This window comes from Streptomyces scabiei 87.22 (assembly GCF_000091305.1).
In the GTDB taxonomy this organism is placed as follows: domain Bacteria; phylum Actinomycetota; class Actinomycetes; order Streptomycetales; family Streptomycetaceae; genus Streptomyces; species Streptomyces scabiei.
Map to the genome: position 1 here is coordinate 8,041,660 of NC_013929.1, position 17,376 is coordinate 8,059,035.

Consider the following 17,376-nt stretch of genomic DNA (forward strand, 5'->3'; position numbering starts at 1 on the left):
ACCCGCTGTCCTCGCGCTCCTCCCTGTCGTCGCCGCCCCTGCTCATCCCCCGGTTTCTTCGGTCGGCGGAGTCTTCGAAACATTCGAGGATCTGAGGCTCGAAAGCGATCGGTGCTCCTCGCATGGGGTGGATCATGGCTGGTACAGCCCGCGAATGTTTCGGTTTCATTGCCGAAAGCATTGACAGTTGACAGGGGCAGGCCAACACTCCGGGGGTGACAGGGCGAACCCCCGACAGCCCGAGGAGGACGCGCGCATGAACGACGCATCCGCACCCACTCCCACCCCGCCCCCGAGCCGCCGGCTCTTCCTGGGCGGACTCTGCACGACCGCGCTGGCCGCCGCGACCACGGTGGCCCTGCCCGGCACCGCCCACGCGGACACGGTCATCACCAGCAACCGGACCGGCACCGACAACGGGTTCTACTACTCCTTCTGGACCGACGCCCCCGGCACGGTCTCCATGACCCTGGCCTCCGGCGGCGCCTACCGGACCTCCTGGAGCAACACCGGCAACTTCGTCGCGGGCAAGGGCTGGAGCAACGGCTCCCGCAGGACCGTGAGCTACTCCGGCTCGTTCAATCCGTCCGGCAACGCCTATCTGACCCTCTACGGCTGGACGGCCAACCCGCTCGTCGAGTACTACATCGTCGACAACTGGGGCAACTACCGGCCCACCGGAACCTACCGGGGCACGGTCAACAGCGACGGCGGCACGTACGACATCTACCGGACGACGCGGTACAACGCTCCCTCCGTCGAGGGGGTCCGCACCTTCGACCAGTACTGGAGCGTCCGTCAGTCGCGCCGGACGGGCGGGACCATCACCACCGGCAACCACTTCGACGCCTGGGGCCGTGCGGGCATGCCCCTCGGCGCCTTCCGCTACTACATGATCATGGCCACCGAGGGGTACCGGAGCAGCGGCAACTCCTCGATCACGGTGGCCCCGTGACCGGCGGACCGCGCCGCTCGCTCCGCAGGGCGGGGAAGCGGTCGCTCGTCGTCGCCACCGCCCTCGCGAGCACCGTGCCGCTCCTGCTCACCGCCGCCGAGGCCGCCCCGGCGCGGCCCGCCGCCTGCAGCGGGTACGTCGGTCTCACCTTCGACGACGGTCCGTCCGGGAACACGTCGGCCCTGCTCAACTCGCTGCGCCAGAACGGGCTGCGGGCCACGATGTTCAACCAGGGCCAGAACGCCGCCGGCAACCCCGCCCAGGTCCGGGCGCAGGTCGCCGCCGGCATGTGGGTGGCCAACCACAGCTACACCCACCCGCACCTGACCCAGCTGGGCCAGGCGCAGATCGACTCGGAGATCTCCCGGACCCAGCAGGTGATCGCCGCGGCGGGCGGCGGCACGCCCAAGCTGTTCCGGCCGCCGTACGGCGAGACCAACGCGACGGTACGGTCGGTGGCCGCCCGGTACGGACTGACCGAGATCCTCTGGAACGTCGACTCGCAGGACTGGAACGGAGCGTCCGCGGACGCCATCGTGCAGGCCGCCGCCCGGCTCACCAACGGCCAGGTCATCCTCATGCACGACTGGCCCGCGAACACCCTCGCCGCCATCCCGCGCATCGCGCGGGGCCTGGCGGCCCGGGGCCTGTGTGCCGGGATGATCTCACCGCAGACCGGCCGGGCCGTGGCACCCGCATAGGGCCTTTCGTTTGGATCATGCCGGCTTCGGGCCACAGCGCCTGATGACCGGCGGTGAGCGGGGCTTGGTGCGTGCAGATGCAAGGCGGAGGAAGGCGTCGACGCGGAGCGTCGGCAACTGACGACAACGCCGCAGATGTGCGTGCCAAGCCTCGCGGCCCAGGCGTGATCCAAACGACAGGCCCTATGCCGCGGTCGCGGCACCCGGCGACGGGGCCGTGGGGGCGCCGCTCGGTTCAGAAGTAGTACCGGGACACCGACTCCGCGACACAGACCGGCTTGTCCCCGCCCTCGCGCTCCACGACGACCGCGGCCGTGACCTGCACGCCGCCGCCGGCCTCCGTGACGTCCTGGAGGGTCGCCGTGGCGCGCAGCCGTGAACCGACCGGCACCGGCGCCGGGAAACGGACCTTGTTGGTGCCGTAGTTGACGCCCATCTTCATGTTCTCGACCCGGAGGATCTGCGGCACCAGCAGCGGGAGCAGCGACAGGGTCAGATAGCCGTGGGCGATGGTCGTGCCGAAGGGGCCGGCCGCCGCCTTCTCCGGGTCCACGTGGATCCACTGGTGGTCGCCGGTGGCCTCGGCGAAGAGGTCGATCCGCTTCTGGTCGACCTCCAGCCAGTCGCTGTGCCCCAGCTGCTCGCCCACCGCCGCCTTCAGCTCCTCGGCGGACGTGAAGATCCTCGGCTCTGCCATGTCCCGGCCTCCCTGATCCAAATCTCTAAGCGACTGCTTAGCATGGTCGGCGTCCGGGTCCCTGTCAACGGACCCTGACCCTTTCGGGTGTGGGTAGGGTCGGAGGGGTGCCCCAGATCCCTGAGAAGATCCACGAGTTGACCGTCGGCCAGCTGTCGGCCCGGAGCGGTGCCGCCGTCTCGGCGCTGCACTTCTACGAGTCCAAGGGGCTGATCAGCAGCCGCCGCACCACCGGCAACCAGCGCCGCTACAGCCGGGACGCCCTGCGCCGGGTCGCCTTCGTCCGGGCCGCGCAGCGCGTCGGCATCCCGCTCGCGACGATCCGGGAGGCGCTGGCCGAGCTGCCCGAGGAGCGGACGCCGACCCGCGAGGACTGGGCCCGTCTCTCCGAGGCGTGGCGGTCCGAACTGGACGAACGGATCCAGCGGCTCAACCGGCTGCGCGACCACCTGACCGACTGCATCGGCTGCGGCTGTCTCTCCCTGGCCACCTGTGTGCTGTCGAACCCCGACGACGCCTTCGGGCAGCGGCGGAGCGGCTCCCGTCTGCTGGTCGAGCCCCGGAGGCCGGCCGGGCCGGCGCGCGAGGAGCCCGGGAGCCGCTGCTGAGCCGCGGCGCCCGGGCCCCGGGCGCCGCTGTCCTCACTCGTACTCGGTGCCGCCCTTGCGGGTCAGATACGCGGGACTGACCGCCTTGGCGACGGCCCGCCCGCCGGTCACCGGGCTGTACCGCTCGGTGGCCGGCCGGATCACGACACCCTCGCGCAGATGCAGACCGCTCCCGGAGACCGTCTCCCGGCCGGTGGCCACCTCCAGCACCCGCTCGATGGCGTACGGCCCCTCGTACAGCCGTGGTACCAGCGGCAGTTGGCCGTCGAGCAGTCCGGAAAGCTCGGCCGGGTCCAGCCAGCGGACCCGGCCGTCGACGTCGGCGCAGACGTCGAAGACGGCGTACCCGAGCGTGTCGCGACGGCCGTCGGCGCCGTACGACAGGTCCTGCACCCCGGCGCCGTAGACCTCGCCGAAGATCCCGACCCGGCGGGCCCCCAGCCGCTCGGCGAGCCGGGCCGCGACCGGGGCGACCCCGTGGCCGTGGACCGCACGCCAGTACAGGTTCCGCGGATCCTCCTTCAGCGCGAGGGACTTGGCGCCGAAGCCCTTCGAGGAGACGTGTACGCGGCCGTCCTCGGCGAGGTACGTCACCAGGCAGGCCGTGCCGTGCAGCTTCTCCGTCAGGACGATTGCTTCGCCGGGCGTGAAGATGTCGGGGTAGCGCTGGATGTTCTCGATGTCGACCCAGGGCAGCAGCTCCGGCGCCGACTCGACCTCGCCGCTCATCGTCGGCGGGATCGGCGGCACCCACTTGACGATGCCGAGCCGCTCCGCGAAGTCCGTGCCGTCCGTGACGGCGGCCGTGAGGTCCACGTCCGCGAGCGCCCGGGGCAGGCAGACGATGCCCTGCGACAGCTCGCCCCGCAGCCGTACCGCCTTCACCCGGTCCGCGCCGCTTCCCGCGAGCCGCCCCGTCAGCCCCAGCTCCTCGATCAGTTCGGCCGGGAGCACGGACTGCTCGGGGATGTAGAGCGCCGTGTCCCCGCTGCGGTACACGCCCTTCGCCACGACGGCCCGGTACAGCCCGACCTGGGCCAGTTCGAGCGCGTCGGCGTTCGGGTGGTCGTGGATCGTCAGCACTTCGGCGGTGACGCGCAGCGTCGACATCGGGGCTCTCCCTCGGTTCCTGGGTCGCTCAGGGCGGTGTCATCGCCCTCAACTGTCGTCAGGGGAAAGGGGTGGAGCGAGGGGATTTGGCGCTGGTACAGTCCCGCCCCCGGTCGCCGGCAGGCGCTCGGGCCTGCCCGGCGCGAACCGGTGAATCCCCGGCGCCCCGACGTGTTCTCGCCCTGTGCCGCAACCGCTTGCCCCGTGACCGTGTCCTGCACACGAGGGGGTGGAACGGCATCCTCCGGCAAGGGGAAGGGGCGGCGATGAGCGTCGTCGTATGTTCGCTGAAGTGGGAGAAGGCGCACGCGGGCCGGCAGCGGATCACCTACGACTCCGACGGCTACCACCTGGTGCGCTTCCCGTACGAGCGGACCGGGGAGTCCTACGACCCCTGGAAGATGCACGATCCGGCGAACGGCGGCGCCGCCGCGTCGGCGTTCCCCGATCCGCGCTCCGGGCTGATCTGGCCCAGCCACGACGGCTGGGGCGTGCTCTCGGCGATGGTCTTCTGGGACGCGGACCCGAAAGCGGTGGAGTACCGCGCCCGCTTCGTACGCGATCCGCTGAACCTGACGCAGGAGAGGTACGACTCGACGGGCACGACGGACAGCGTCTCCACCCGGGGCGGGCAGTACCGCACCTTCCTGTGGCAGATGTTCGTGCACCAGGGCATGCCGCTCGGGCTGAAGGTGACCGCGCGGGGGCCCAGGGACACCAGGCGGGCCACGGCACTCATCCTCGCCGAGTTCAAGCTCGCCATCCACACGGACGTGGCCGAGCCGTAGACGCCGGGCCGTACCCGGGGTCATGGCACCCCGCCCGTACTCCACGCTCTGCACGCCGGCGGACCGGGGCCCGCGCGGTCGTGTCCGCACCTGCACGGGGGTGCGGCATCCCCGGCGCACCCCCGTCGCGCTACGCCGAGATCAGCAGCCGTCCGCGCCTGGAGTCCGCCAGGGCCTCGGGCGTGAGCACCGGACGCGGCACCACGATTCCGCACTCCGTGCAGACCGGGCCCGAGGACGGTTCGTGGGCCAGGTCGTACCTCCAGACGAGCCGCTCGCCCTCGCACACCGGGCAGGTCGAGCCCGGCTCGCGCTCCAGTGCGGCGATGAGCCGGCGCAGCACCTCCGCCAGCGGTTCACGGGGGTGGACCCCCGGGTCGTCGCACCAGGCGACCCCGAACCCGCCCCAGGTCAGGCGGTGCCAGTCGTCCACGCTGCCCGGCCTGCGCAGCCCGTCGTGCTTCTCCTTCTTGCGGCGCCTCGCGAACTCCACCTCGTAGTCGAGCCACACGGAGCGGGCCTCCTCCAACTCCTCCAGTGCGGCCACGAGCCGCGCCGGGTCGGGGTTGCGGTCCTCGGGTCCGAACCCGGCCCGTGAGCACAGGTGGTCCCAGGTCGCCCGATGCCCGTAGGGGGCGAAGCGCTCAAGGCACTTGCGCAGCGAATAGCGCCGCAGCGCCAGATCGCACCTGGGATCTCGCACCTGTCTTGCCAGACTCCGGAAACCAGCCATCGCCCTGCACCTCCGTCACACCTGCACCTGTACTTCGGTCACTTCGGCGTCGTCGTCGGGACGTCGCCGAATAGACGTATCGACACACGATTCGGCTCCATCCGATTTCCGATGACCTCCATAAGTCGTCTACCGAGTCGTTCATGGGCCGTTCCTGCCTACGTCTGACTGCCTTGCACTTCTTCTTGTCTGCTTACGACTACTTCTGAGTACCCGTTCACGCTGTGCGTTGCCTGTCCGAGGGTGATGATCCAAAAAACGTGACGCATGTTCATCTTCTAAGCCGGGGATACCGGCGGTAACATCCGGCCCACCCTCGTCGGCAGGAGCTGCCATGCACCGGCGTATCCCACGCACCTCACGCAACGCCCTCGACAGACTGAGAACTCCTCGCAGATTCCCGGAGTTCCTCAAGGCCGCTTCGATATGCGCACTCGTTGCCGGTCTTTTGTCGCCTCTTTCCCCTGCTGCCCAGGCCGCCTCGGCCGACACGTCCGCCGAGGCGGCGGCAGCGGCCACCGACTACTGCGGCGGACAGTGTTCCGACATCCTGCCGCCCGGCCAGAACGGCAACGCCACCCTGGCCCAGATCCTGCTCAACCAGGCCTTCGGCTCCATGCCGGAGAACGCGAGCAACCAGCTGGGCCCCTACAACAACCTGGCCACCGGCTACCCGGGCCTCACCAACTCCACCATCAACACCTTCTTCAACGACGCCTCCTTCGGCGTCCCCTCCGGCCAGGTCGCCTCCACCCTGAGCCCGGCGGGCCGCACGGACGTCACGATCGTCCGCGACAAGAAGACCGGTGTGCCGCACATCACGGGCACCACCCGGTACGGCACCGAGTTCGGCGCGGGCTACGCGGCGGCCCAGGACCGGCTGTGGCTGATGGACGTCTTCCGCCACGTCGGCCGCGGCAAGCTCACCCCGTTCGCCGGCGGCGCCCCCTCCAACCAGGGCCTGGAGCAGGAGTTCTGGCGCCACGCCCCCTACACCGAGGCCGACCTGCAGGCCCAGATCGACAAGGCGGTGGCCGCCAACGGCGAGCGCGGGCAGACGGCCCTCGGCGACGTCAACGCCTACGTCGCCGGCATCAACGCCTACATCGACGCCTCCGACAGCGGCCGCTACTTCCCCGGCGAGTACGTCCTGACCGGCCACAAGGACTCCGTCACCAACGCCGGCACCATCGAGAAGTTCAAGCCCACCGACCTGGTCGCCCTGGCCTCCGTCATCGGCGCCCTCTTCGGCTCGGGCGGCGGCGGCGAGGTCAACAACGCCCTCTCCCTGCTGGCCGCCCAGGAGAAGTACGGCGTCACCGAGGGCACCAAGGTCTGGGAGTCCTTCCGCGAGCGCAACGACCCCGAGGCCGCCCTCACCGTCCACGACGGCAGCTTCCCGTACGCCACCAAGCCCGCGGACCCGCAGGGCATGGCCCTGCCCGACACCGGCACGGTGGCCGAGGAGCCCCTGGTGTACGACCGCACCGGCAGCGCGGCCACCTCGTCCTCCAAGAGCCTGTCCGCCAAGGCCACCGACAACGCCCTCAGCTCGGCCCGGCGCGGTATGTCCAACGCCCTCGTCGTCAGCGGCAAGCACACCGCGAGCGGACACCCCGTCGCCGTCTTCGGCCCGCAGACCGGCTACTTCGCCCCCCAGCTGCTCATGCTCCAGGAGATCCAGGGCCCGGGCATCAGCGCCCGCGGCGCCTCCTTCGCCGGCCTGAGCATGTACGTCGAACTCGGCCGCGGCCAGGACTACGCCTGGAGCGCCACCACCTCCGGCCAGGACATCATCGACGCGTACGCGGTCGAGCTGTGCCAGGACGACGTCCACTACCTCTACCACGGCACCTGCACCGCCATGGAGAAGATCGAGCAGACCAACGCCTGGAAGCCGACCACCGCCGACTCCACCGCGGCCGGCTCCTACCGGATGCAGGTCTGGCGCACCAAGTACGGCCCCGTCACCCACCGCGCCACCGTCGGCGGCAAGAAGGTCGCCTACACCACCCTGCGCTCCTCGTACATGAACGAGGCCGAGTCGATCATCGGCTTCCAGATGCTGAACGACCCGGACTACGTCAAGGGCCCCGAGACCTTCCAGAAGGCCGTCCAGAACATCAACTACACCTTCAACTGGTTCTACGCGGACTCCACCCACACCGCCTACTACAACAGCGGCGACAACCCGGTGCGCCCCGCGAGCGTCGACCCCGAGTTCCCGGCCTGGGCCCGGTCCGCGTACGAGTGGCGGGGCTGGGACCCGGCCACCAACACCGCCGACTACACCCCGCCCGCCCAGCACCCCAACTCCATCGACCAGGAGTACTACATCTCCTGGAACAACAAGCAGGCCGCGGACTACACCACCGCCCCCTGGGGCAACGGCTCCGTCCACCGCGGCAACCTCCTCGACGACCGGGTGAAGAAGCTGGTCGCCGCGGGCGGCGTCACCCGGGCCTCGCTGACGAAGGCCATGGCCGAGGCGGGCCTCGCCGACCTGCGGGCCGAGGACGTCGTCCCCGACCTGCTCAAGGTCGTCAACAGCAGCACGGTCACCGACTCGGCGGCCGCCGCGGCGGTCACCAAGCTCCAGGCCTGGGTCACCTCCGGGTCGAAGCGCACGGAGACCTCCGCCGGCTCCAAGACCTACGCCCACGCCGAGGCGATCCGCATCCTGGACGCCTGGTGGCCGCTGCTGGTGAAGGCCGAGTTCGAACCCGGCCTCGGCACCGGCCTGTACGACGCCATCACCGCCAACCTGCCCGTCGACGAGTCCCCGTCGGCCGCCCACGGCCCGACCGGCTCCCACGCCGGCAGCTCCTTCCAGTACGGCTGGTGGAGCTACGTCGACAAGGACATCCGCTCGGTGCTGGGTGAGACGGTGCGGGGCCCGCTGGCGAAGCAGTACTGCGGCGGCGGCAGCCTCGGCGCGTGCCGCACCGCCCTGATCGACACCCTCAAGGCGGCGGCCGGCAAGACCGCCGCACAGGTCTACCCCGGCGACGCGAACTGCTCGGCCGGCGACCAGTGGTGCGCCGACTCGATCATCCAGCGGACCCTGGGCGGCATCAAGCACAACAAGATCAGCTGGCAGAACCGGCCGACCTTCCAGCAGGTCGTGGAGTTCACCTCGCACCGGTGAGCGAACCGGTGAGCGAACCGAGAACGAACCGGTGAACGAACCGGTGTGCGCACGGGTGACCGTGCCGGTGCGCACACCGGTGTGAGCGAGTCCGTGTGACGGCGGCGGGCCGGGATCAGGCGATACGGCCCGCCGCCAGCACCACCCGCGCCAGCTCCCGGTGACAGATGTCGCCGTGCGCTCCCGACGGCGCCCCGCCGCGTCGCACCACCGCCGACGCGTCGACGTTCACGCACCCCGAGACCGGCAGCCGGGTCCGCAGGGCGTCGGCCAGGGTGAACGACCGCGTGCCCTCGACCGCCCGCACCCCGTCGTAGCCGAGGGCACCCCACTTGGTGCCGAGGAGGCTGTTCACGCTCAGCCCCAGGACCGTCCGCGCGTCGCCCGCCATCCGGGAGGCCAGCGGGTAGATGGTCCCGAGCGCCGAGTCGTGCCGGGAGTGACAGCACACCAACGGCCCGTCGACCCGCCGGTACCGGCCGTCGAGGACCCCGCTCGCACCCCGGTCGTGGGGCAGGCGCGCCGCGAACGCGTAGTGCGAGAAGGCCGCCTGGAGCAGCGTCACCGACTTCACCGTGCGCACGCCCTCGGGCAGCCCGCGCAGCGCGAACGACACCAGGCGCGCGCCGAAGCTGTGCCCGACCAGATGCACCCGTACGTCCGGTGCCGTCCGAGCCAGCTGCCCGAGCAGCCGTCCGAGCCCTCGTTCGCCGACCGCCCCCGCCCGCCGCTTCATCGCGAAGTACGTGGCCTGACGCAGGAGTTCGTGCGCCCCGTCCCACATCTGGGGAGGGGCCGGCACGGTCCCGGTCATCACCCCCGCGGTGCCGACCTCCGCCAGCGCCGCCGCGAAGTCCGCGCACACGGCCGCCGTGTCCCCGCACAGCATCCCGGGCGGACCCTCCGGCGCCCCCGCCCCGACGGTGTCCCCCGCGCACGCGCCCTGCGGCCCCTGGGGCGGCACCTCCACCAGCAGCCGTACCAGCCGCCCGAACTCCGCCAGCGACGGACCGTCGTCCGCGCGGCTCTCCAGCAGCCCGGCGAGCCGCTCGACGACGACCGACCGCCCGGGAAACACCTCCACGAGCGCGTTCCGGGTCCGCTTGTCGAGCGCGGGGCGGCCGGGTGCCACGGCCGCGGCCGGTTCGATGTCCGGGATCGGCTCGTCCGAGAACCGCATCGAGGGCCACAGCACGCCCACGTACCCGAGCCGCGCGTGCGGCGCGAGGTCCGGGAACGGGGCGAAGAAACGGCTGTAGAGCGCGGTCGCGCCGGACCGGTCGTTGTTCCAGCCGTGCGCGAAGACGACCAGGTCGGCGATTCCGCGGCCGCGGACCCCGGCGAACAGCCGGTCCCGCCGGCCGGTGTCGACGTCGCCGTCGGCGTCGAAGGTCAGTTCCCAGTAGGGAGTCACGCTCATTACCGGATCCGCCATGACGAGCCCCCTTCGGCCCCGCTGGTCCTGCGCTCACGCGCATGGTCCTGCAGCCGGCGAAGGATGGCCATACGTCACGTACGGGGGGCTTCGGCGCCCTCTCTACCGGTACAGCAGATACTCCTTGCGCACCCTGCGGAACGCCGTCAGCTCCTCCTGCCAGCCCGCCACGACCTCGGCGGTGTCCGCCCCCGCGTCGATCATGGTCCGCACCCGCGCCGAGCCGGTCAGTTTGTCGATCCAGTTGTCCGGCCGCCAGGCGAACCCGCTCCACACCCGCCTGGCGGTCACGAGGAGGCCGATCCCGGTGCGCACGGGGTCGTACGCGGCGCGGTCGTGGACATGGATCTGTACGCCGCCGACGGTCTTCCCCTGGAACTTGGAGAACGTCGGCGCGAAGTACGCCTCCCTGAAGCGGGCTCCGGGCAGGCCGAGTTCGTTCACGGCGGCCGCCCACTTCCGGTCGACGCCCTCCGCGCCGAGCAGTTCGAACGGCCGCGTGGTGCCGCGCCCCTCCGACAGGTTCGTCCCCTCGAACAGGCACGTCCCCGCGTACACGAGGGCGGTGTCCGGTGTCGGCATGTTCGGGCTCGGCGGCACCCAGGGCAGCCCGGAGTCGTCGAAGAACCGCGACCTCTTCCACCCCGACATCAGTACGGTCTCCAGCGGTACGGGCGAGGTGAGGAACTCCCCGTTGAACAGCCGTGCCAGCTCCGCGACCGTCATCCCGTGCGCCTGCGCGATGGGCTGGCGCCCGACGAACGTCGCGAACTCCTTGTGCAGCACGGGTCCCTGGGCGCTCCGCCCGGTCACCGGGTTCGGCCGGTCCAGCACGACGAAACGCTTCCCCGCGAGCCGGGCCGCCTCCATGCAGTCGTACAGCGTCCAGATGTACGTGTAGAAGCGGGCGCCGACGTCCTGGATGTCGAAGACGATCGTGTCCACGCCGGAGGCGGTGAAGACCTCGGCGAGGGGGCGGCCGCTCTTCAGGTACGTGTCGTAGACCGGCAGCCCGGTCGCCGGGTCGTCGTACCGGCCCTCGGAGCCGCCGGCCTGGGCGGTGCCCCGGAAGCCGTGCTCGGGGCCGAAGACGGCCCTGAGGTCCACGCGGTCGTCGGCGTGCATCACGTCGACGATGTGGCGGGCGTCCCGGGTGACGCCGGTGGGGTTGGTGACGATGCCGACCTTCTGGCCGTCCAGGACGTCGTAGCCGTCCCGTACGAGGCGTTCGAACCCGGTGCGGAGCCCTGGGCGGGCGGCCTCGGCCGGGGGTGAGGCGGTGAGGCCGGCGGTGGTGGCCGTGGCCGCCGTGGCAGCCGTGGCCGTGGAGGCGGCGAGGAAGGTGCGGCGGGAGAGGCGCATGGGGGTGACCTCCGGGTCGCGGACGCGGTCGCGGGAAGCGGTGCTCGGTGCTCGGTGCTCGGTGCTCGGTGCAAGCTAAGCGGTTCCGTGGGCGGTTTGTCGTGCGCGGGCGGTGGGCGGCCGGTCGCGCGGTTCCCCGCGCCCCTTCGGGACGGCGTGGGCGCCACCCTTCCTCACGGACATACCGACCGGTTAGTCTGGTCGTCCTGGTGGACCGATTCTCGATACGTCGTGTCGAAGGCGAAGGCGAAGGAGACCGATCGTGGGAGCCGTGCAGGGTGCGGGTGTGGTCGTCACGGGCGCCGGTGGCGGGATCGGGGCCGCCCTGGCCCGCCGGTTCGCGGCGGAGGGCGCCCGGGTCGTCGTGAACGACCTGGACGGCGACCGCGCGAAGGCCGTGGCCGACGAGATCGGCGGGATCGCGGTCCCCGGGGACGCGTCCGCCGTCGTCCCGGCGGCGCGCGAGGCCCTCGGCGGCACCGTGGACGTGTACTGCGCGAACGCCGGACTCGCCTCCGGCGGGACGGAGGCGGCCGACGAGCAGGTCTGGGCGCGGGCCTGGGACGTCAACGTCATGGCCCACGTCCGGGCGGCCCACGAGCTGCTGCCGGCGTGGCTGGAGCGGGGCAGCGGGCGTTTCGTCTCGACGGTCTCCGCCGCCGGGCTGCTCACCATGATCGGCGCGGCGCCCTACAGCGTCACCAAGCACGGGGCGTACGCCTTCGCCGAATGGCTGTCCCTCACCTACCGCCACCGGGGCGTCAAGGTCCACGCGATCTGCCCGCAGGGTGTGCGCACCGACATGCTGACGGCCTCCGGCAGCGCGGGCGACCTGGTGCTCGCGCCGACCGCGATCGACCCGGAGGACGTGGCCGACGCGCTCTTCGAGGGCATCGACCAGGACCGCTTCCTGATCCTGCCGCACCCCGAGGTGGCCGGTTTCTACCAGGCCAGGGCGGCCGACCCGGACCGCTGGCTGACGAACATGAACCACATCCAGCAGAAGTGGGAGACGACCGGCTGACCGCCCTGCCCGGCGGGCGCGGGCCGGAGGGTGGGATGATCCTCCGGCGGAAGCGCCCGATTCCGGCCGGTCCGGAACCGGCCGGAGGCCGACGGGCGACCGGCAGGCGACGACAGAACCTCGGAAGGCAGGTGGCGGCAGTGCCCAGGACGACGGACGGAGACGGTACGCCCGTCCCGCAGCGGCTGCTCGCCGCCGCCACCCGGCTCTTCGCCGAGCGGGGCTACGACCGCACCTCGGTGCAGGAGATCGTCGAGGCGGCGGGCGTCACCAAGGGTGCGCTGTACCACTACTTCGGTTCCAAGGACGATCTGCTGCACGAGGTGTACGCGCGCGTGCTGCGCATCCAGCAGGAGCGGCTCGACGCGTTCGCGGGTGCCGACGCGCCCGTCGAGGAACGGCTGCGGGGTGCCGCCGCCGATGTCGTCGTCACCACCATCGACAACCTCGACGACGCGATGATCTTCTTCCGGTCCATGCACCACCTGAGCCCGGAGAAGAACAAGCAGGTCCGCGCGGAACGCCGGCGGTACCACGAGCGGTTCCGGGCGCTGGTGGAGGAGGGGCAGGAGGCCGGCGTCTTCTCGCGGGCGACCCCGGCCGACCTGGTCGTCGACTACCACTTCGGTTCGGTCCACCACCTGTCGACGTGGTACCGCCCCGACGGGCCGATGGGCCCGCAGGAGGTCGCGGACCATCTGGCCGACCTGCTCCTGCGCGCGCTCCGGCCGTAGGGGTGCGTTGCCGGGTGCGGGTGGGTGGGGGCTGGTCGCGCAGTTCCCCGCGCCCCTGAAAAGCCGCCGGGGCGGCGCCCCGTGCTTTTCATGAAGGCTGGGCCGCCAGGCCCATGCCTTCAGGGGCGCGGGGAACTGCGCGAGAAACCCCCACTCACCCGCACACGCCGACGAACCCGCACCCCCGAGTCACTAGGCGCCCGGCCCCGCACCGCAGGTCACACGTACCGCTTCAGCTCCCGCCGCGCCAGCGACCGCTGGTGCACCTCGTCCGGCCCGTCCGCGATCATCAGCGTCCGCGCCGCCGCGTACAGCTCGGCCAGCGGGAAGTCCTGGCTGACACCCCCCGCGCCGTGCAGCTGGATCGCCCGGTCGAGGATGCCCACCACCGTCCGCGGGGTGGCGATCTTGATCGCCTGGATCTCCGTGTGGGCCCCCTTGTTGCCCACCGTGTCCATCATCCACGCCGTCTTCAGCACCAGCAGCCGCAGCTGCTCCACCGCCACCCGCGCGTCGGCGATCCAGTTGTGCACGACCCCCTGCTGCGCCAGCGCCTTGCCGAACGCCTCCCGGGCCACCGCGCGCCGGCACATCAGCTCGATCGCCCGTTCGGCCATCCCGATGAGTCGCATGCAGTGGTGGATACGGCCCGGACCGAGCCGCGCCTGAGCGATGGCGAAACCGCCGCCCTCCTCGCCGATCAGATTGGCGGCCGGCACCCGCGCGTTCTCGAAGACCACCTCGGCGTGGCCGCCGTGCGAGTGGTCCTCGTACCCGAACACCTGCATCGCCCGCTTCACGGTGACACCCGGAGTGTCGCGCGGGACCAGGATCATCGACTGCTGGCGGCGGATGTCGGCCCCGTCCGGGTCCGTCTTGCCCATGACGATGAAGATCTTGCAGTCGGGGTTCATGGCCCCGGAGATGTACCACTTGCGCCCGTTGACGACGTAGTCGCCCGAGCCGTCGTCGTCCCGCTCGATCAGCGTGGTGATGTTGGTGGCGTCCGAGGAGGCCACCTCCGGTTCGGTCATCGCGAACGCCGACCGGATCTCACCGGCGAGCAGCGGCTCCAGCCACTGCTTCTTCTGCGCCTCGTCGCCGAACTGGCTCAGCACCTCCATGTTCCCCGTGTCGGGCGCGGCGCAGTTCAGCGCGGTCGGCGCCAGCTGCGGGGAGCGGCCCGTGATCTCGGCGAGCGGCGCGTACTGCAGGTTCGTGAGCCCCGCCCCGTACTCGGAGTCGGGCAGGAAGAGGTTCCACAGGCCCTGCCGGCGGGCCTCTGCCTTCAGCTCCTCCACCACGGCGGGCGTGTCCCACGGCGAGGCCAGCCGGGCCCGCTGCTCCTCGGCCACAGCCTCGGCCGGGTACACGTACGCGTCCATGAAGGCGAGGAGCCTGGCGCGCAGCTCCTCCGTGCGGGCGTCGAATGCGAAGTCCATGGCGGGTCAGCCTTCCTGGGTGCCGGCGCCGAGCGTGGTCAGGCCGTGGTCGATGAAGACGGGGACCAGGTCGCCGATGCGGTCGAAGCCGCGGCCGACCGTCTGGCCGAGTGTGTACCGGTAGTGGATGCCCTCCAGGATCACGGCGAGCTTGAACCACGCGAACGCCGTGTACCAGGCCACCGAGGAGACGTCACGCCCCGACCGGGCCGCGTACCGCTCCACGATCTCGGACGGGTCCGGGTGTCCGGCGGCCGCCGCGGTCGTGGAGACGGGGGAGTCGGGCATGGCGAGCGGGACGCTGTACATCACCAGCAGGCCCAGGTCGGTGAGCGGATCGCCGAGCGTGGACATCTCCCAGTCGAGGATGGCCCTGATCCGGTCGTCGTCGCCGAGCAGCACGTTGTCCAGGCGGTAGTCGCCGTGCACGACCGTGGGGGCGGGGGAGTGGGGCAGTCGGCGTCCCAGCACCGCGTGCAGTTCGTCGATGCCGGCCAGGTCGCGGTTGCGGGACGCGTCCAACTGCTTGCCCCAGCGCCGCAGTTGCCGGTCCAGGAAGCCCTCCGGGCGCCCGAAGTCGGCGAGGCCCACCTCGGCGGGGTCCACCGCGTGCAGCTCGACGAGGGTGTCGACCAGGCTCAGCACGGCGGCCCGGGTGCGCTCCGGGCCGAGCGGGGCCAGCTGCTCGGCGGTGCGGTAGGGGGTGCCCTCGACGAAGTCCATGACGTAGAAGGGCGCGCCGAGCACGTCCTCGTCGTCGCAGAACAGCACGGGACTCGGCACCGGCACGTCCGTGGCGTGCAGCGCGCTGATGACCCGGTGCTCGCGTCTCATGTCGTGCGCGGTCGCCAGCACATGGCCCAGCGGGGGCCGCCGTACGACCCACTTCGCGGTGCCGTCCGTGACCTCGTACGTCAGGTTCGACCGTCCGCCCTCGATCAGCCGGCCGGTGAGCGGACCGCGCACGAGTCCGGGCCGCTCGGCGTCGAGCAGGACGCGGAGCCGGTCGGGATCGAGACCTGGCGGGTGGTCTGGGTGCATCATCGCTCCTCCACGCGGCGTACCGGGACCCGTCCATGATGCCGACCGGTCGGTATGTCGTCCAGTGGGTGACCCGAAAGTGATCGGAGTCTCGGCGCGATCGGACCCTTCGCCGGACGTCCGCACCCCCGGCCCACCCGCCGTCAGGCGTGGCAGGTCATCATCTCCCCGCCGTTCACGGTGGCCATGTCCATGAACCCGGCGAAGGGGTCGACGCCCTCGCCCTCGGGCAGCCCGTCCAGTTCGGCGTAGGCCCGGTGCAGGTTCGCCACCAGCCGCTCGCTCTCGGGCAGCGCGGCGTACTCGCCGAGATCCGTGCTCCGGGCGGCCTCCAGCGGTGTCAGGCCCGCCGCGTGCGCCTTCCCCGCGACCTCGGCCACGAACCGGATGTACCGCTCGGCCCGGTCGAACGCGGACGGGTCGGTGACCGGACCGTGCCCCGGGACGACGGTCTCGGCGCCCAGTTCGCGCAAGCGCGCCAGCGCCCGCAGCGAACCGCTGAGCGAGCCCATCAGGAAGAACGGCGTCCCGCCCTCGAAGACCAGGTCCCCCGCGAACAGCACCCGCCGGTGCGGCAGCCACACCACGGAGTCGCCGACGGTGTGAGAGACGCCGGGGTGGATCACCTCGGCCTCGATGTCACCGACGTGGAGCGTCACCCGGTCGTCGTACGTCAGGTCGGCGCCCCGGATCTCCACATCGCCGAAGTCGGTGCCCGGCCACAGCAGATGGAGGTGCTGTCCGCTGGCGAGCGCCTCGCGGCGGCAGGCCGTGTGCGAGACGAGGGTGGCGGCGGGGGTGAAGTGGCCGTTGCCGTAGGTGTGGTCGCCGTGGTGGTGGGTGTTGACCAGGAGGCGGGGCCTCGGGACGCCGGTCGCGTCCAGCGCGGCGCCCAGGGCGAGGGTCCGGCGCTCGGTCGCCGCCGTGTCCACGAGCAGCGTGGTGGTCCCGTCGCTCACGAAACCCGAGTTGTTCAGGCACCAGCCGCCGTCCGGCTGCACATACGCGTACACGTCGCTCGCGAGCTCGACGGTGTACGGCTCTTCCGCGGTCATCGTGACCCCTTTCGTCCCCCCGGTCGTCGCCAACTGGTGGTCAGAGCCTGCCAGTCGGCGACGAACCGGTGGAAACCGGGGGTACGGAAGCGGCACGGGCGGCGGCGCCCGTGCCGTATGTGCCGTACGCGCCGTCGGTCAGTGGTCGTCCCAGTGCCCGTCGTGGGCGGCGTGGCGGTGTCCGTCGTGCACGTAGTCCACGTGGTCCCCGTGCGTGACCGCCTGGTGCCCGCAGTCCTCGCCGTGCTCGTGGCCGTGCCCGTCGTGCGCGGTGTGCCCGCTCGGCTCGCACTCGTCCCAGTGGCCGGAGTGCTCGCGGTGGAGATGCCCGTCGTGCGCGTAGTCGGTGTGGTCCCCGTGCGACACGGCGGTGTGCCCGCAGGCGGGGCCGTGGTCGTGGTCGTGGACGGGGTGCTCCTGGTGCAGGGTGGTCATCGCGCTCACCTTCGGTGGGACAGGGGGTGACACGTCCAGGCTAGTCACACAAGCCCCAATTATCCCTTTGGAAACTCCCTGCACAGGACCAAGATCTGCCCGGGCTTC

General features: G+C 71.4%; 16 protein-coding genes. 7 read left to right on the forward strand and 9 right to left on the reverse strand.

The window, feature by feature from the left end:
* Positions 1-256 precede the first annotated feature (256 nt).
* Both SCAB_RS34790 and SCAB_RS34795 read left to right on the forward strand, forming a co-directional pair.
* The gene (locus tag SCAB_RS34790; RefSeq protein WP_013004803.1) at positions 257-955 is read left to right on the forward strand and encodes a glycoside hydrolase family 11 protein; all 699 of its coding nucleotides are present in this window, start codon (positions 257-259) and stop codon (positions 953-955) included.
* Positions 952-1,656 carry a polysaccharide deacetylase family protein gene (locus SCAB_RS34795; protein ID WP_013004804.1) on the forward strand — a complete coding sequence of 235 codons (705 nt, stop codon included), beginning with the start codon at positions 952-954 and terminating at the stop codon, positions 1,654-1,656. Before SCAB_RS34790 ends, SCAB_RS34795 begins: the two co-directional genes overlap by 4 nt.
* Before the next feature lie 235 nt (positions 1,657-1,891).
* Here SCAB_RS34795 and SCAB_RS34800 read toward each other — a convergent pair whose 3' ends face one another.
* Entirely contained in the window at positions 1,892-2,353 is a 462-nt protein-coding gene (locus SCAB_RS34800) for a MaoC family dehydratase (protein WP_013004805.1), read from the reverse strand.
* Positions 2,354-2,460: 107 nt separating this feature from the next.
* Between SCAB_RS34800 and soxR the strand changes: the two genes are divergently transcribed.
* Complete coding sequence (gene soxR / locus SCAB_RS34805) at positions 2,461-2,961, forward strand: redox-sensitive transcriptional activator SoxR (protein WP_013004806.1); 501 nt, start codon at positions 2,461-2,463, stop codon at positions 2,959-2,961.
* 33 nt (positions 2,962-2,994) lie between these two features.
* On the opposite strand, the gene SCAB_RS34810 is transcribed toward soxR, so the two are convergent.
* On the reverse strand, positions 2,995-4,071 hold the full coding sequence (locus SCAB_RS34810) for an RNA ligase (ATP) (RefSeq protein ID WP_013004807.1): 1,077 nt from the start codon (positions 4,069-4,071) through the stop codon (positions 2,995-2,997).
* 266 nt (positions 4,072-4,337) lie between these two features.
* Between SCAB_RS34810 and SCAB_RS34815 the strand changes: the two genes are divergently transcribed.
* Positions 4,338-4,859: a hypothetical protein gene (locus tag SCAB_RS34815; protein ID WP_013004808.1), complete on the forward strand. Its 522-nt coding sequence runs from the start codon at positions 4,338-4,340 to the stop codon at positions 4,857-4,859.
* A gap of 130 nt (positions 4,860-4,989) precedes the next feature.
* Here SCAB_RS34815 and SCAB_RS34820 read toward each other — a convergent pair whose 3' ends face one another.
* Positions 4,990-5,592 (reverse strand): hypothetical protein, encoded by a 603-nt coding sequence (locus SCAB_RS34820; protein ID WP_013004809.1) that lies wholly within the window; start codon positions 5,590-5,592, stop codon positions 4,990-4,992.
* A gap of 334 nt (positions 5,593-5,926) precedes the next feature.
* Here SCAB_RS34820 and SCAB_RS34825 point away from each other — a divergent pair, with 334 nt between their 5' ends.
* On the forward strand, positions 5,927-8,740 hold the full coding sequence (locus SCAB_RS34825) for a penicillin acylase family protein (protein WP_013004810.1): 2,814 nt from the start codon (positions 5,927-5,929) through the stop codon (positions 8,738-8,740).
* A gap of 115 nt (positions 8,741-8,855) precedes the next feature.
* On the opposite strand, the gene SCAB_RS34830 is transcribed toward SCAB_RS34825, so the two are convergent.
* The gene (locus SCAB_RS34830; RefSeq protein ID WP_041670008.1) at positions 8,856-10,175 is read right to left on the reverse strand and encodes a serine/threonine protein kinase; all 1,320 of its coding nucleotides are present in this window, start codon (positions 10,173-10,175) and stop codon (positions 8,856-8,858) included.
* A gap of 102 nt (positions 10,176-10,277) precedes the next feature.
* Complete coding sequence (locus tag SCAB_RS34835; RefSeq protein WP_013004812.1) at positions 10,278-11,537, reverse strand: exo-beta-N-acetylmuramidase NamZ family protein; 1,260 nt, start codon at positions 11,535-11,537, stop codon at positions 10,278-10,280.
* Between the two features lie 259 nt (positions 11,538-11,796).
* On the opposite strand from SCAB_RS34835, the gene SCAB_RS34840 reads away from it, so the two are divergent.
* Both SCAB_RS34840 and SCAB_RS34845 read left to right on the forward strand, forming a co-directional pair.
* Positions 11,797-12,561 (forward strand): SDR family oxidoreductase, encoded by a 765-nt coding sequence (locus SCAB_RS34840; RefSeq protein ID WP_037725552.1) that lies wholly within the window; start codon positions 11,797-11,799, stop codon positions 12,559-12,561.
* A 140-nt stretch (positions 12,562-12,701) separates the two neighbouring features.
* Positions 12,702-13,295: a TetR/AcrR family transcriptional regulator gene (locus SCAB_RS34845; RefSeq protein WP_013004814.1), complete on the forward strand. Its 594-nt coding sequence runs from the start codon at positions 12,702-12,704 to the stop codon at positions 13,293-13,295.
* A 218-nt stretch (positions 13,296-13,513) separates the two neighbouring features.
* On the opposite strand, the gene SCAB_RS34850 is transcribed toward SCAB_RS34845, so the two are convergent.
* The 4 genes from SCAB_RS34850 to SCAB_RS34865 all read right to left on the reverse strand — a co-directional run bounded on the left by SCAB_RS34850 (position 13,514) and on the right by SCAB_RS34865 (position 17,268).
* On the reverse strand, positions 13,514-14,737 hold the full coding sequence (locus SCAB_RS34850) for an acyl-CoA dehydrogenase family protein (protein ID WP_013004815.1): 1,224 nt from the start codon (positions 14,735-14,737) through the stop codon (positions 13,514-13,516).
* Positions 14,738-14,743: 6 nt separating this feature from the next.
* Positions 14,744-15,778 carry a phosphotransferase family protein gene (locus SCAB_RS34855; protein ID WP_037725553.1) on the reverse strand — a complete coding sequence of 345 codons (1,035 nt, stop codon included), beginning with the start codon at positions 15,776-15,778 and terminating at the stop codon, positions 14,744-14,746.
* Between the two features lie 143 nt (positions 15,779-15,921).
* A complete protein-coding gene (locus SCAB_RS34860; protein WP_013004817.1) occupies positions 15,922-16,833 on the reverse strand; it encodes an MBL fold metallo-hydrolase in 912 nt (303 codons plus the stop codon).
* 138 nt (positions 16,834-16,971) lie between these two features.
* Entirely contained in the window at positions 16,972-17,268 is a 297-nt protein-coding gene (locus SCAB_RS34865; protein ID WP_037725554.1) for a hypothetical protein, read from the reverse strand.
* Positions 17,269-17,376 lie beyond the last annotated feature (108 nt).